Raw genomic sequence first — 15,511 nt, 5'->3', positions numbered from 1 at the left:
TTCTTCTCCCCTCCCGCCTGCGGGAGGGGGATTTTATAGCATTCCCAATTCAAGCTTGGCGTCGTCGGACATCTTGGCCGGGTCCCACGCCGGGTCCCACACCAGATTGACCTCGGACGAGCCGATGCCGGGCACCGCGCCGACGCGCATCTCGACTTCCATCGGCATCGATTCGGCAACGGGACAATGCGGTGTGGTCAGCGTCATGGTGACGACGGCATGGCCCGCCTCGGTCACATCGACACCGTAGATCAACCCGAGATCATAGATATTGACCGGAATTTCAGGGTCGTAAATGCCCTTCAACGCCTCGACCACCGCCTCGTACAGCGCGCCCCCGGGCTCGCCCCCCGCATCGCCCGCTGGCTTTTGCGCGAGAAAGCCTTCGAGATAGTCGCGCTTGCGCTCGAGCGTCTGGCCCGGCGTTTCCTCCGCTGCCTCGACCCGCGCGCGCGGCGGCTGCTCGACTGCGGCCACTTCCTCGATTTCGATCCGGTCGCTCATCCGAAAATCCTCGTCACTCGTTCAATCCCGCGCACCAGCGCGGCGACATCGTCTGCTGTGTTGTAAACGCCAAAGCTGGCGCGCGCCGTTGCATGGACGCCGAGCGTCTCCATCAGCGGCTGCGCGCAGTGATGCCCGGCCCGCACCGCGACGCCCGCTTCGTCCAAGATGGTGCCGATGTCGTGCGGATGCACCCCCTGGATGCTGAAACTGACGATTCCGGCGGAAGCCTCGGGCCCGAACAGCGTGAGCGAATTGATCTGCGACAGCGCTTCGCGCGTCAGCGTGACCAAGGCGGTTTCATGCGCATGGATGCGGTCGAGCCCGATGCTTTCGACATAATCGATCGCAGCATGGAGTCCGAGCACGCCAACGATATGCGGCGTGCCCGCCTCGAACCGGCCCGGCGGGGGGGCATAGGTCGTCTTGGCGAAGCTGACCTTGTCGATCATCGACCCGCCACCCTGATAAGGCGGCATCGCTTCGAGCAGATCGGGCCGCGCCCACAGCACGCCGATGCCGGTCGGGCCGTAGAGCTTGTGGCCCGAAAAGACGTAGAAGTCGCAATCGAGCGCGGTGACATCGACCGCCATGCGCGGCACCGCCTGGCAGCCATCGAGCAGCAGCTTGGCACCGACCGAATGCGCGATGTCGGCGGCGCGCTTGCCGTCGAGCAGCGAGCCAAGCACGTTCGAGACATGCGCCAGCGCGACCAATTTGTGGGCGGGCGTGATCATCGCCGCCATCGCGTCGAGGTCGATTTTATGGTCAGACGTCAGCGGGATCACGTCGATCGCCACGCCCAGCCGCTCGGCCACCATCTGCCACGGCACGATGTTGGAATGGTGTTCGAGCTGGCTCAGCAGGATGCGGTCGCCTGCTTTCAACTGCGTGCCTGCCCAGCATTGCGCCACGAGGTTGATGCCCTCGGTCGCGCCGCGCACGAACACGATCTCGTTTTCGGACCCGGCGTTCAGGAAAGCGGCGACGCGCCGCCGCGCCGCCTCAAAGGCGAGCGTCATATCGGCCGATCGCTGGTACACGCCGCGATGCACCGTCGCATAGCTCGTGTCATAGCCGCGCGTGATCGCGTCGATCACCGCTTGCGGCTTTTGCGCGGTGGCGGCGGTATCGAGATAGGCCCAGCCTGCGGGGATGGCGGGGAAATCGGCGCGGTGGTCGAGGGCGTCGGTTTCGGCTTTGGGTACGGTCAGCACGCTCATTGTCTCCCCTCCCTGGAAGGGAGGGGTAGGGGGTGGGTTGGCGCGCGGAATGCGGGTCGCCCGAACAACGGGCCGACCCACCCCCTACCCCTCCCTTCCAGGGAGGGGAGCAGGCCAAGCCCGCTCACAGCATCCGCTCCAGCGCGGCTTGCGCTGCGGCTTCGACGCGGTCGCGGTCGGCGGCGTCCGCGATCCCCTCGAACACCGAGCCGATGAACGCGCGCAGCAGCATCGCCTTGGCCTCTGCCGGGGCGATGCCGCGCGAGGCGAGGTAGAACAACGCATTTGCATCGAGTTCGCCGACGGTCGCGCCATGCGCGCACTTCACGTCATCGGCGAAGATTTCGAGTTCGGGCTTGGCATTGGCGGTGGCGGTGCGCGTCAGCAGCATCGCCTTGACCGACTGCGCCGCATCGGTCTTCTGCGCATGGCGCGCAACCGCGACCTTGCCGAGATAGGAGCCCGTCGCCCGCCCGCCGAGCACCGAGCGCACGACCTGGTTGGAGGTCGCGTTCGGCTCGATATGGTTGAGCGTGGTGACGATCTCCAGCGTCTGTTCGCCCGCGCCGAGCATCGCGCCGCCGAGTTCGAAATGCGCGCCCGCATGACAGGTGACGTCGATCGTCACGCGACCGAGCTTGCCACCGGTGTTGAGCACATGGAAGGTCGCGGAGGCCCCTTCGCGCAGGATCACGCGGTAATCGCGGATCGCGACGGCATCGGTCGCGGCGTCCTGCACGATGACGCGCGCGAGCGATTCACCCGCCGCAACCTCGATCAGCTCGGGCACCGGGACCGGCCAAATCGAGGCGACGGCGTCGAGGTCGCTGTAGCGCCAGGACTCATCTCGACGTGTGGGAAGGGCGAGCGTCACTGCGCTCCTCCCCGGCACGGGGAGGGGGACCCTGAGCATATAGCGAAGGGTGGAGGGGGCGTGCCACGGGCGGAGCGCTCGTTGAGAGCCCCCTCCACCGCTACGCGGTCCCCCTCCCCGTGCCGGGGAGGATTAAGGGCCGGGTTCACGCCACCACCCCCGCATAGCCTTCGCGCTCCAGTTCCGCTGCCAGCTCCGGCCCGCCCGAGCGGATGATCCGCCCTGCCGAGAGGACATGCACGAAATCGGGCGCGACATAGCTCAGCAAGCGTTCGTAATGGGTGATGAGGATCACCGCTTTGTCGGGCTTGCGCATGATGCGGTTGATGCCCTCGCCGACGATGCGCAGCGCATCGATGTCGAGCCCGCTGTCGGTCTCGTCGAGGATCGCGAGCTTGGGGTCGATCAGCCCCATCTGCACCATCTCGTTGCGCTTCTTCTCGCCGCCCGAGAAACCGACATTGACCGGGCGCTTGAGCATGTCCTGGTCCATGCTCAGCGCATCGGCCTGCGCGCGGGCGAGCTTGAGGAATTCGGCACCCGAAAGCGGCTTTTCATCGCGGCCCTTGCGCTGCGCGTTGAGCGCTTCGCGCAGGAACTGCACGTTGGAGACACCGGGGATTTCGACCGGATATTGGAAGCCGAGGAACAGGCCAGCGGCGGCGCGCTCGTGCGGGGCCATCTCGAGCAAATCGAGCCAGCCGCCGTCACTTTCCCCTTCTTCACTTCCCCGGCGAAGGCCGGGGCCCAGTTGCGGAAGTGCCGATGGCGAAGTGCTGTGCTTCGTTTCCAAGGGCACCGAGACTGGGCCCCGGCCTTCGCCGGGGAAGTGGGAAGGAAGAAAGCACACGCTCCCCGCCGTCACTTCATAACCGGGCCGCCCGCCGAGCACATAGCCCAGCGTCGACTTGCCCGCGCCGTTCGGCCCCATGATCGCATGGACCTCGCCCGCATTGACGGTGAGCGAAAGGCCCTTGAGGATTTCCTTGCCGTCGATTTCGGCGTGGAGGTCAGTGATTTTGAGCATGAGCTACTTCCGGAACTTTCCAATTTTCGGGCACAGCGTCGAAGCTGCCCCACAAATACCAACTGCCGTCCGCTTTGGAACGTGAGGCCAATCCCCATTCCGGCGGATCGGGCCAACCGAACCAATCGCGGTGAATGAGGAAGAGATTCTCCTCGTCTCTCTCGGCCACGAAACCTGTTCCCGTACGTCGAGCCCAGTCGAAATCATCACCTAACGCTTCGACCGGAGGCCAATCGGACTCAGTTGCCGCGCGCCAGTCTAATGGGAGCGTACTCCGCTCAAGGAAGCCCTGTTTCAATCTCCGCGAACCGAGAAAACCCAGTTTCCAGGGTATGGGCTCCCACCCAAAAATCACCCCACGCTCCCCTCAAGGCTGATCCCCAGCAGCTTCTGCGCCTCGACTGCAAACTCCATCGGCAGTTGCTGCAGCACTTCCTTGGCGAAGCCGTTGACGATCAGCGCCACCGCCGCCTCCTGGTCGAGCCCGCGCTGCATCGCGTAGAACAACTGGTCGTCGGAAATCTTCGAAGTGGTCGCTTCATGCTCGATCTGCGCGCTCGGGTTGCGGACCTCGATATAGGGCACGGTATGCGCGCCGCACTGGTCGCCGAGCAGCAGCGAATCGCACTGGGTGAAGTTGCGCACGCCCTCCGCGCCGGGTGCCACGCGCACCAGCCCGCGATAGGTGTTGTCCGAGCGGCCCGCCGAAATGCCCTTCGACACGATCGTCGAGCGCGACCCCTTGCCATTGTGGATCATCTTGGTGCCGGTATCGGCCTGCTGGCGGTTGTTGGTCACCGCGACCGAGTAAAATTCGCCGACCGAATTTTCGCCGTTGAGCACGCAGGACGGGTATTTCCAGGTGATCGCGCTGCCGGTCTCGACCTGGGTCCACGACACCTTGGAATTGCGCCCCTGGCAGAGCGCGCGCTTGGTGACGAAATTGTAAATCCCGCCCTTGCCGTTCTCGTCGCCGGGATACCAGTTCTGCACGGTCGAATATTTGATCTCGGCGTCATCCAACGCGACGAGTTCGACCACCGCGGCGTGCAACTGGTTTTCGTCGCGCATCGGTGCGGTGCAGCCTTCGAGATAGGAGACGTAGCTCCCCTTGTCGGCGACGATCAGCGTGCGTTCGAACTGCCCGGTATTCTCGGCATTGATGCGGAAATAGGTGGACAGCTCCATCGGGCAGCGCACGCCCTCCGGGATATACACGAAGGTCCCGTCGCTGAAGACCGCGCAATTGAGCGCCGCGAAGTAATTGTCATGCTGCGGCACCACTTTACCCAGCCATTTGCGCACCAAGTCGGGATATTCCTTGATCGCCTCGCTGATCGAGCGGAAGATGACGCCTGCGCTTTCCAGCTCCTTGCGGAAGGTGGTGGCGACCGAGACGCTGTCGAACACCGCGTCCACCGCGACGCGGCGTTTGGGCTGGCCGTCCTCGCCAAGCTCCTCGACGCCGGCGAGCATCTTCTGCTCCTCGATCGGGATGCCGAGCTTTTCATAGACGCGCAGGATTTCGGGATCGACTTCGTCGAGCGAGCCGAGCTTGGGCTTGGCCTTGGGCTCGGCGTAATAATACGCGTCCTGATAGTCGATCGGGTCGATCTGCAGCTTGGCCCAATCGGGCGTGTCGAGCGTTAGCCACAGGCGATAGGCCTGCAGCCGCCAGTCGAGCATCCATTCGGGCTCGCCCTTTTTGGCGGAGATGAAGCGGACGGTATCCTCGCTCAGGCCCTTGGGCGCGAAGTCCTGCTCGATGTCGGAATGGAAGCCCCATTCGTAACTCTTGCTGACGGCTTCGTAAGCTTCGGCGTTCTTGGTGGCCATTATCGTACTCCGGTCGCACAGCGACCTGCAAAAATCTCCGCGTCTCCGCGCCTCCGCGTGAACAAAACCCTCTGTTCACGCGGAGACGCGGAGACGCGGAGAGAAAAAATGGTGCTGGCGGCGCTCATGCCGGCATCCTCGACAGGCTGGCGAGCGAAACGCCGTCGAGCGCGCCGCGCACGGCACCGTTGACGACGTTCCAGTGCGGCTTGACGCGGCAATCGCCTTCCAGCGCACAATCGTGGCGGCCTTCCTCGACACACGCGGTCAAAGCGATCGGCCCTTCGACTGCTTCGATGATCTCCGCGAGCGAAATCGCCGCCGCCGGGCGCGACAGGCGGAAACCACCGCCAGTACCACGCGTGCTTTCGATCAAGCCCCCGGCAGACAAGCGGCTGACCAATTTCTGCACCGTCGGCAAGGGCAGACCGGTCTCGTCGGCCAGCGTCGTCGCATTCAGCTTGGCCGCACTGCCGCAATGTCGCGCGGCGGCGGACATCATTACGACGGCATAGTCGGCAAGGCTGGAAAGACGCATCGGGTCCAATCGGATTGAATTTGTCCGATTGCAAATGGGCGCAGCGACGAGTCGGGTCAAGCCCTCATGCGCCGCAATGCCGTTGCGCTATCGCACCCCGAACCGTTACGTTTCGCTTATCAACGGACTGACGACCCCGCCAAAGGCGCTGCGGTGCGAAATGGTCAGTTGCGACAACAATCCGGGATCGGCGCGAATCTGGCGCGGGGTCAGCCCGGTGAACTGCTTCACTTCGCGGATCATGTGCGACTGATCGTAGAAACCGCGGTCGATCGCATCGCCCACTGCCTCGTCCTCCGCCAACATCGCCACTGCGGCCCGCAGCGCACGATATTTGCGCGCCAGAACTTTGGGCGGCGCGCCGTACAAGGTGTTGCACTTGCGCTCAATCTGGCGACGCGAAAGCCCGGTCGCGGCGATCAAATCCGCCATTTCCGGGGACGGACTCGCCGTCAGCCACGCATCGACCTGCCGCACGAAGCCCGTGCAATGCGAATCCGCGCCGTGAACCAGATCGCGCACCAACGCCTCGGCGATGGCGACACGCGCAACGATACCAGGCGATTCGTGCAATGCCCGCGCTACCGCCTGCAATCGCGCCGCGCCGAACAGGTCGCCCGCGTCGATGACGCGGTTGAGCATGGTCGAGGCGTCTGCCCCAACCATTGCCGACCATCCCGACGCCGTCAGCCCCATCCCGAACACAGCGACAGGCCCCGCCACGCGCACGCTGCGCGCGCCACTGGTCGGGCCAAGGATATGAACCTTGGGCGCTTCTTGTGCCGTACCGTCGGGGAAAGAATAAATCGCCTGCCCTGGCGACAGGTGAAAGCGGAGCTGCGCGTAATCGGCACGTTCGACATCTTCCAGCACCGCAACGTAGGCCGAAAAATCGTAAAACAATGTTATATATTCTGCCAGATCGGTCGCCGGAACCGCGTAATTCAAATCGACATTTACCACTACGTCGCACCCCTGCATACGAAGGGATGAAGCATAGTCTTTTTTAAAGGCCAATAAAAGCGGCCCGGATGGTATACCATCCGGGCCGAAGGAAAGATGCCCCCTGTTCGGAGCTTCTTGGGTCGCAAAACACTATTGGCAGAATCTAACGTGACGGTATTGTATAAATACGCCGTTTAGCATCATTCTGATATATCGGGACTGATATAGCACATTTTGACCTGAGGGCCCGCCAATGCCATCACGCTAAGGATGCTGTTTTCGCTCTTCCGCCCCGCCTTGTTCGCGCTCGACCCGGAGCGCGCGCATACCCTTACCCTCACCATTCTGGGGCTTTCCCCTGGCGGAATCGCTCCATTTTCGATGCGATCCTCCCCCGCCAGCCTGCGCACCCGCGTCGCAGGGCTGGATTTTGCCAATCCGGTCGGGCTTGCCGCAGGCGTGGACAAAGACGGGCGCGCGATTGACGGGTTTTTCGGGCTTGGCTTTGGCAGTGTCGAGATCGGTACGCTCACCCCCCTGCCCCAGGTCGGCAACCCGCAACCGCGCTTGTTCCGGTTGGTCGAGGATCGCGCCGTCATCAACCGCATGGGCTTCAACAATGGCGGCATCTCCGCCGCTTTGCCCCGTGCGATCGCCGCCAAGCGGCGCGGCGTGCTCGGCATCAATGTCGGTGCGAACAAGGATGCGCCCGATCGTATCGCAGATTATGCGCATGGCGTCGCCGCAGCGGCGCAGGTGGCGGACTATGTCACCGTCAACATCAGTTCGCCCAACACACCGGGCTTGCGCGATTTGCAGCATGGCTCCGAACTGACCGACTTGCTTGCCGCAGCGGACGAGGCGCGTCGCGGGCCGATCACGCGGCCGCGCCTGTTCCTGAAGGTCGCACCCGACCTTGAACCGACCGCGATCGATGCCATCGCGCTTGCGGCGGCGACGCATCATATCGATGCGCTGATCGTCAGCAACACCACCATCTCCCGCCCGCCGCTACACTCCGCGCACGCGGGCGAAAGCGGCGGACTGTCGGGCGCTCCGCTCGCGCCGCTGGCGCGCCAACGTCTTGCCGATTTCCGGGCGGCAGCGGGCGGTGCCATCCCGCTCATCTCGGTTGGCGGTATCGACAGCGCGGACGAAGCCTATGCCCGCATCCGCGCCGGGGCGAGCTTAATCCAACTCTACACCGCGCTGGTCTATCAGGGGCCTGGCCTTGCCCGCCGCATTGTGCGCGGTCTCGCCAGCAACCTGAAACGCGACGGCTTCGCGAACATCGCCGAGGCGGTTGGAACGCGGGCGCCGTAACGCGAAGCGCGGCTCCTGATTGCTTCTTTGTGGCTTTGTGTCTTCGTGCGAGAAAATTTCCCCGCACGAAGACACAAAGAGAAGACGGAAGGATGCCGCCGCGCGGGCGACGGCTTGCCTGTACGGCATAGCGCGCTACGGTCGCTGCATGAACAGATCGCTCGCCGCCCTCGCCCTCCTGTTGCTCACGCCCGCCGCCGAGGCACGCCGCCCCGTCCCGAAACCCGCCACCGACCTTGGCATGGTCAGCGCCGCCGATCCGCGTGCCGCCGCCGCTGGGGCGGAGATCTTGCGCAAGGGCGGCAGCGCCACCGATGCCGCGATCGCGACCATGCTGGTGCTCAACGTGGTCGAGCCGCAAAATAGCGGTATCGGCGGCGGCAGCTTCCTGGTGCATCACGATGCCGCGACCAACCGCACCACCGGTTTCGACGGACGCGAGGCTGCACCCGCCGCCGCCGACCCACGCTGGTTCTATGGTGCCGACGGCAAGCCGCTGCCGATCTTTAGCGCCATCCCCGGCGGTCGCAGTGCCGGCGTGCCCGGCAATTTGCGGATGATGGCGCTGGCGCATCAACGTTACGGCAAGCTGCCTTGGGCAACCTTGTTCGCGCCGGCGATTCGGCTGGCGCGCGATGGCTTTGCGATCACCCCGCGCCTGCACAACGGGCTCAACAATTTCGGTCGCCATCTCGATCCCTGGGCGCGCAGCCACTTCCTTGATGGCGACGGCAAGGCATTCCCTGTCGGCACCATCCTGAAAAGCCCCGAACAGGCCACGTTGTTCAGCGCCATCGCGACCAAAGGGCCCGACGCCTTTTATACCGGGGCGGTGGCGCAGAAGATCGTCGCGGCGGTCAACGGGGCCGCGCAGAACCCGTCCAAGATGACGCTCGCCGACCTCGCCAAGTATCGCGCCAAGGAACGCGCGCCGATCTGCGGGACGTACCGCGCGTACAGGATTTGCGGCATGGGGCCACCCTCGGCCGGGGGAATCGCGGTGCTAATGATCCTGAAACAGCTCGAGCGCTTCGATATGGCGGCGCTGGGCAAGGACAGCCCGGTCGCGTGGCACCTCTTCGCCGAATCCGAACGGCTCGCTTATGCCGATCGCGATTTGTATCTCGGCGATCCGGATTATGTGAGCGTGCCGGTCAAGGGTCTGCTCGATCCCGGCTATATCGCCGCCCGCTCGGCGTTGATTTCCCCCGACCACAGCATGACGAGTGTCGCTCCCGGCACGCCGCCGGGCGCACCGCCACGCACGCCCGCCCCCAATGCCGATATCCCCGGCACCAGCGATCTGGTCGCGGTCGACCGGCGCGGCAATGTCGCGGAGGTAACCACCACGATCGAGAGCTATTTTGGCTCTGGCCTGTCAGTCGGGGGCGTGATGCTCAACAATGAGCTGACCGACTTCGATTTCGTCCCCGCCAAGGACGGCTATCTCGTCGCCAACCGCGTCGAGGGCGGCAAGCGCCCGCGCAGCTCGATGTCGCCGACCATCGTCTATGGCCCCAATGGAAAAGTGCGGATCGCGATTGGCGCGGCGGGCGGCTCCACCATCATCGCGCAAGTCGCCAAGGCGCTCGTGGCGGTGCTCGACTGGAAGATGTCGGCGCAGGATGCGATCGGCCTGGGTCTGCTCTACGCCCCCAAGCTCGACGCGGTGGCCGAAAAGGGCACGCAGCTCGATGCGATGGTGCCCGCGCTGCAGGCGCTGGGCGAGCATGTCCAGATCGCGCCGCTTGGCCTCAAGGCCAATGCGATCGAGCGCGTGAATGGCCAATGGGTCGGTGCCGCCGATCCGCGCAGCGAAGGCGTTGCGGTGCGCGAGGACGGCCAGACCACACAGATCATCCGCGCCGGTGCCGCGCCACGCCCGCCCGAATAACCCCCAAACGCGCAGCCGAATGCGGCGCGCTTACTCCCCGGGAGAGAAAGATGCGTACCCTCGAACACTTCCCCAACCTCGTCGCGATGTTTCTCGCACGCGCCGCAGAAAAAGGGGATGGCCCGTTTCTGTGGCACAAGAGCGGCGGGCAATGGGTCTCGCGGAGCTGGGCCGAAACCGCGCGTCAGGTCGCGAGCCTTGCCGCTGGCCTGAAAGCGATTGGCCTTGAGCCCGGCGACCGCGTGATGCTGGTGTCGGAAAACCGCCCGGAATGGTGCATCGCCGATCTTGCGATCATGGCGGCGGGGTGCATCACCGTGCCGACCTACACCACCAATACCGAGCGCGACCACGCCCACATCATCGAAAATTCGGGGGCGAAGGCGGTGATCGTCTCGACTGCGAAGCTGGCCAAGACGCTGCTGCCAGCGGCAATCCGCGCGAGCGCCGCCAAGATCGTGATCTGCATCGAGGATTTGCGGGCGAACCAGGCCGGAGCGCTCGAATTTCATCCGTGGAATCGCCTGCTCGCCGATCACGACACCGATCCGACCAGCATCGCCGCGACCGCAACACGCGAGGACACCGCCTGCATCATCTACACCAGCGGCACCGGCGGCTCGCCACGCGGGGTGATGCAGCATCACGGCGCAATCCTGCACAACGTCCACGGCTGCTGCACGATCATCGAGGAGGATTTCGGCTGGGAAGACGAAGTGTTCCTGTCGTTCCTGCCGCTGTCCCACGCCTATGAGCACACCGGCGGGCAGTATTTCCCGATCGGGCTTGGCGCGCAAATCTATTATAGCGAGGGTCTCGACAAGCTCGCCGCCAATATCGAGGAAGTCCGCCCGACGCTGATGGTGGTGGTGCCGCGCCTGTTCGAGGTGCTGCGCACACGTATTTCCAAGGCGGTCGAGAAACAGGGCAAGCTCTCCAGTTTTCTGCTCGGCCGCGCACAAGCGCTCGGCACCAAGAAAGCGGCGGGCAAAGCGGGTTTGCTCGACAAGCCGATGGACCTGTTCCTCGGCGCGACGCTGCGCCCGAAGATCCAGCAACGCTTTGGCGGGCGAATCAAGGCTTTGGTGTCGGGCGGCGCGCCGTTGACGCCCGAAGTCGGCACCTTCTTTGAGGCGGTCGGCATCACCATGCTGCAAGGCTATGGCCAGACCGAATCCGCACCGGTCATTTCGTGCAACCGCCCCAAGGTCGGGCTCAAGATGGATACGGTCGGCCCACCCTTGGTAGAAACCGAAGTGCGCATCGCCGACGATGGCGAAATCCTGGTGCGCGGCGAGCTTGTCATGAAGGGCTATTGGCGCAACGAGGCCGAGACGGCGCGCGTGCTGAAGGATGGCTGGCTGCATACCGGCGACATCGGGCTGATCGACGCCAAGGGCCGCATCCAGATTACCGATCGCAAGAAGGACATCATCGTCAACGACAAAGGCGAGAATGTCGCGCCGCAAAAGGTCGAGGGAATGCTGACGCTGCAGCCCGAAATCGCGCAAGCGATGATCTTCGGCGACCGGCGCCCCTATATGGTTGCGGTGATCGTGCCCGACGCCGAGTGGACGCAGGAATGGTGCGCGCGCGAGGGCGATGCGTGCGACTTCAAGCGCCTCGCCGAGAATAGCCAATATCGCACCGCGCTTGGCCGCGCGGTTGAACGGGTCAATGCCGATCTTTCGGTGACTGAACGTATCCGCCGGTTCGTGCTGGCAGACGAACCGTTCGCGATCGAGAACGAGCAGCTCACGCCCTCGCTCAAAATCCGGCGACATGTGCTGAAGGCCGTGTACGGCGCGCGGCTGGAGGGTTTATACAAGGCCTGAAACACACATATAACAATATAAAGAAATCTTTATATCATACTTGACGGCACCGCGTGATGCGCGGATAGAGAGCATGTCGAGGTTCCCCGAACGTATCCGCGGTCGGGGCTAAGACGGGAAGCCGGTGCGATCCTGCGGGATCAAGGCCGGCGCTGCCCCCGCAACTGTAAGCGGTGAGCGAAGGCCATGAAGTGTCACTGGGGTTCGGCGACGCCCCCGGGAAGGCCAGGCCAACGTGACGACCCGCAAGCCAGGAGACCTGCCCCGACAGATAACGTCCTCCGGCGGGGAAGCCGGTCAGGGCGCTTGCAGGGTCGCGCACCGGCTGGTCCGGGCGCGCGATCATGGATGCGCGTGACCGGTCGCTCCGCCCTTCATCGGGGTATGAAGACCATGACCGTCACCGTTGCAACGCTCGGCTTCCCGCGTATCGGGCCACGTCGGGAACTCAAATTCGCGCTCGAACACTTCTGGTCGGGCGCAACGCCCGAAGCCGACCTCAACACCACGGCGACCGGCCTGCGCGCCGCCGCTTGGGCAAGGCAATCCGCGCTGGGCACGGACTGGCTGCCCTCGAACGATTTTTCGCTCTACGACCATGTGCTCGACACCAGCATGATGCTGGGCGCGGTGCCCGAACGGTATGGCGCGCGCGCCGGCGCACCCGATCTCGCGACCTATTTCGCGATGGCGCGCGGCACTACCGGTGCCGACGCGCCCGGCTGCCGCCACGCCAGCCTGACCGCGTGCGAGATGACCAAATGGTTCGACACCAATTATCACTATATGGTGCCCGAACTGAGCGCGGGCCAGCAGCTCTCGCTCGCTTCCAGCAAGATCGTCGATGAATATCGCGAGGCCAGAGCGCTCGGTTATGAAACGCGCCCGGTCCTGCTCGGGCCGATCACCTGGCTCAGCCTTGCCAAGGGCCGCGATGTCGATCCGTTCGATTTTCTGGATGAAGTGCTCGGCCTTTACTCGGCGATCCTGGGGCAGCTCGCCCATGCCGGGGCGCAATGGGTGCAGATCGACGAACCGATCTTCGTGCAGGACCTGACCGAGCAACAACGCATCGCCGTCACCCGCGCTTACGCCAAGCTGCCGCGCTGCGGCGTCAAGCTGATGCTCGCGACCTATTTCGGCGCGCTCGACGACAATCTCGGGCTCGTTGCCAATTTGCCGGTGGCCGGGTTGCATATCGATCTGGTGCGCGCGCCGCAGCAACTCGAGGCGGTGCTCGCCACCGTGCCCAAGCAAACGCTGCTGTCGCTCGGCGTGATCGACGGTCGCAATGTCTGGCGCGCCGACCTTGCCGCCTTGCTCGACCGGCTTGAACCGATCGCGGCGGCACGCGACCTGATCCTCGCGCCGTCTTGCTCGCTGCTGCACACCCCGGTCGATCTCGCACTGGAGCGCAAGCTCGATCGCGAAGTGACGCAGTGGCTCGCCTTTGCGGCGCAGAAGATCGAGGAACTGAACATCCTCAAAACCGCGCTCAATCAGGGCCGCGCAGCCGTCGCCGCCGAATTGGCCGCGTCGACCGCCGCCGCTGCGGCCCGTAAGGTATCGCCGCGCGTCCATGACACAGGGGTCGCCGCCCGGATTGCGGCGATCACCCCCGATGACCGGGAACGCCGGTCGCCCTATCCCGCGCGGCAACGCGCGCAGGCGGCGATGCTCGATTTGCCTGCCTTTCCAACCACGACGATCGGGTCCTTCCCGCAAACCGCCGAGGTCCGCCATGCCCGCGCCGACCATAATCGCGGCACGATCGACGATGCCACCTATACCCAATTCCTGCGCGAGGAGACCGAACGCGCGGTGCGCTGGCAGGAAGAAGTCGGGCTCGACATGCTTGTTCACGGCGAGTTCGAACGCAACGACATGGTGCAATATTTCGGCGAGCAACTGTCGGGCTTCGCCTTCACCGTCAGCGGCTGGGTGCAATCCTATGGGTCGCGCTGCGTGCGCCCGCCCATCCTGTTCGGCGATGTGTCGCGGCCCGCGCCGATGACGGTCGCCTGGTGGCGCTATGCGCAATCGCTAACCGACAAGCCGATGAAGGGGATGCTGACCGGCCCGGTGACGATTCTCAACTGGTCCTTCGTCCGTGACGACCAGCCGCGCGAAGCATCGTGCCGCCAGATCGCACTCGCAATCCGGGACGAGGTGCTCGACCTCGAAGCCGCCGGTTGCCGGGCGATCCAGATCGACGAAGCCGCGCTGCGCGAAGGCCTGCCGCTGCGCCGCCGCGACTGGCAGGCCTATCTCGACTGGGCGGTGGAGTGTTTCCGCCTGTCCGCCGCCGGGGTGGGCGATGCGACGCAGATCCACACGCATATGTGCTATTCGGAGTTCAACGACATTCTGCCCGCGATCGGGGCGATGGACACCGACGTCATCTCGATCGAGACCGCGCGATCGCAAATGGAGTTGCTGGAGGGCTTTGCGCGCTATCGGTATCCAAGTGCGATCGGGCCGGGCGTGTATGACATTCACGCCCCCCGTGTGCCGACCGAGGAGGAAATGGTGGCGCTGATGCGGCTTGCACAAAACCATCTGCGGCCCGAACAACTCTGGGTAAACCCCGATTGCGGGCTCAAGACGCGCAAGTGGGACGAGGTGAAACCCGCGATCGCCGCGATGGTCGCCGCCGCGCGCACGCTGCGCGCCAAGGTGCCCGAGTCGGCATGACCACGACCGCATTATCAAGTGACGTCCCCGCACGGGGCGTCACCACCGGCGTAGTCCGGTTGGTCGACATGATCCTGCCGGGCGACACCAATCATCATGGCACGTTGTTCGGGGGCGTGGCGCTGGCGCATATGGACAAGGTGGCGTTCCTCGCCGCCGCGCGCCACGGGCGGGCCCCGTTCGTCACCGCCGCCTCCGAGCGGATCGATTTCCTCGCGCCCGCGCTGAAGGGCGAGTTGATCGAGGCGACCGGGCGTATCGTCCGCGTCGGCAACAGCGCGCTCGATGTGGAGGTCACGCTGGTGGCCGAGGCATTGCTCAGCGGCGAACGGCGGCTGTGTACGCGCGGACACTTCACGCTGGTCGCGGTCAAAGGGCCGGGCACGCGGCTGCCTCTCCCCTCGCTTCCTGGCGAAACGCGGGAACCACCGGCCACGGAACTGCACATGGCCGACATCGTCTTTCCGCCACAGACCAATCATTATGGCACGCTGTTCGGCGGGGATGCGCTGCGGATGCTGGGCAAGGCCGCCTTCATCGCCGCCACGCGCCACGCCCGCGCGGTGATGGTGATGGCGGCGTCGGATCGGATCGATTTTCGCTCGCCGGTACGCGAGGGCGAAATGACCGAAATGATCGCGCGCGTCATCGCTACGGGGCGATCCTCGGTGCGAATCGGCGTCGAATTATGGGCCGAGGATTTGCTGACGGGCGAGCGCCGCCGCGCCGCCACCGCGCAATTCGTAATGGTCGCGGTCGACCGCGACGGGCGGCCGCTCGCGATCGGCTGAACGACGGCGCGCTCCGGCGCGCGCCGC

12 protein-coding genes and 1 riboswitch are annotated in these 15,511 nt (G+C 64.7%); of the genes, 5 read left to right on the top strand and 7 right to left on the bottom strand.

The genetic code is table 11. The features are described from left to right. Window positions 1-33: 33 nt before the first annotated feature. The 7 genes from WC704_RS08735 to WC704_RS08705 all read right to left on the bottom strand — a co-directional run bounded on the left by WC704_RS08735 (window position 34) and on the right by WC704_RS08705 (window position 6,965). On the bottom strand, window positions 34-504 hold the full coding sequence (locus WC704_RS08735) for an SUF system Fe-S cluster assembly protein (RefSeq protein WP_372889519.1): 471 nt from the start codon (window positions 502-504) through the stop codon (window positions 34-36). After that, complete coding sequence (locus WC704_RS08730) at window positions 501-1,727, bottom strand: aminotransferase class V-fold PLP-dependent enzyme (protein WP_372889518.1); 1,227 nt, start codon at window positions 1,725-1,727, stop codon at window positions 501-503. The genes WC704_RS08735 and WC704_RS08730 overlap by 4 nt, the downstream gene beginning before the upstream one ends. A 124-nt stretch (window positions 1,728-1,851) precedes the next feature. Next, window positions 1,852-2,640: a SufD family Fe-S cluster assembly protein gene (locus WC704_RS08725; protein ID WP_372889517.1), complete on the bottom strand. Its 789-nt coding sequence runs from the start codon at window positions 2,638-2,640 to the stop codon at window positions 1,852-1,854. 106 nt (window positions 2,641-2,746) lie between these two features. Continuing rightward, on the bottom strand, window positions 2,747-3,628 hold the full coding sequence (gene sufC / locus WC704_RS08720; protein ID WP_372889516.1) for a Fe-S cluster assembly ATPase SufC: 882 nt from the start codon (window positions 3,626-3,628) through the stop codon (window positions 2,747-2,749). A gap of 351 nt (window positions 3,629-3,979) precedes the next feature. After that, window positions 3,980-5,464 carry a Fe-S cluster assembly protein SufB gene (gene sufB / locus WC704_RS08715; protein ID WP_372889515.1) on the bottom strand — a complete coding sequence of 495 codons (1,485 nt, stop codon included), beginning with the start codon at window positions 5,462-5,464 and terminating at the stop codon, window positions 3,980-3,982. Window positions 5,465-5,588: 124 nt separating this feature from the next. Beyond that, window positions 5,589-6,002 carry an SUF system Fe-S cluster assembly regulator gene (locus WC704_RS08710; protein WP_372889514.1) on the bottom strand — a complete coding sequence of 138 codons (414 nt, stop codon included), beginning with the start codon at window positions 6,000-6,002 and terminating at the stop codon, window positions 5,589-5,591. Between the two features lie 105 nt (window positions 6,003-6,107). Then, window positions 6,108-6,965, bottom strand: coding sequence for a helix-turn-helix domain-containing protein (locus WC704_RS08705; protein ID WP_372889513.1), 858 nt, complete (start codon window positions 6,963-6,965; stop codon window positions 6,108-6,110). Between the two features lie 252 nt (window positions 6,966-7,217). On the opposite strand from WC704_RS08705, the gene WC704_RS08700 reads away from it, so the two are divergent. The 5 genes from WC704_RS08700 (at window position 7,218) to WC704_RS08680 (ending at window position 15,484) form a co-directional block, all read left to right on the top strand. Continuing rightward, window positions 7,218-8,270 carry a quinone-dependent dihydroorotate dehydrogenase gene (locus WC704_RS08700; protein ID WP_372889512.1) on the top strand — a complete coding sequence of 351 codons (1,053 nt, stop codon included), beginning with the start codon at window positions 7,218-7,220 and terminating at the stop codon, window positions 8,268-8,270. Between the two features lie 148 nt (window positions 8,271-8,418). After that, window positions 8,419-10,164: a gamma-glutamyltransferase gene (gene ggt / locus WC704_RS08695; RefSeq protein ID WP_372889511.1), complete on the top strand. Its 1,746-nt coding sequence runs from the start codon at window positions 8,419-8,421 to the stop codon at window positions 10,162-10,164. Window positions 10,165-10,214: 50 nt separating this feature from the next. Next, the gene (locus WC704_RS08690; RefSeq protein ID WP_372889510.1) at window positions 10,215-11,999 is read left to right on the top strand and encodes a long-chain fatty acid--CoA ligase; all 1,785 of its coding nucleotides are present in this window, start codon (window positions 10,215-10,217) and stop codon (window positions 11,997-11,999) included. 62 nt (window positions 12,000-12,061) lie between these two features. After that, a riboswitch (cobalamin riboswitch) is annotated at window positions 12,062-12,281 on the top strand. Between the two features lie 111 nt (window positions 12,282-12,392). After that, window positions 12,393-14,693, top strand: coding sequence for a 5-methyltetrahydropteroyltriglutamate--homocysteine S-methyltransferase (gene metE, locus WC704_RS08685; RefSeq protein ID WP_372889509.1), 2,301 nt, complete (start codon window positions 12,393-12,395; stop codon window positions 14,691-14,693). Further along, on the top strand, window positions 14,690-15,484 hold the full coding sequence (locus tag WC704_RS08680) for an acyl-CoA thioesterase (protein ID WP_372889508.1): 795 nt from the start codon (window positions 14,690-14,692) through the stop codon (window positions 15,482-15,484). Before metE ends, WC704_RS08680 begins: the two co-directional genes overlap by 4 nt. Window positions 15,485-15,511 lie beyond the last annotated feature (27 nt).

This window comes from Sphingomonas sp., assembly GCF_041661885.1.
Classification (GTDB): domain Bacteria; phylum Pseudomonadota; class Alphaproteobacteria; order Sphingomonadales; family Sphingomonadaceae; genus Sphingomonas.
The sequence above is the reverse complement of the archived record's forward strand: the minus strand, read 5'-3'. Positions and strand labels throughout refer to the sequence as shown.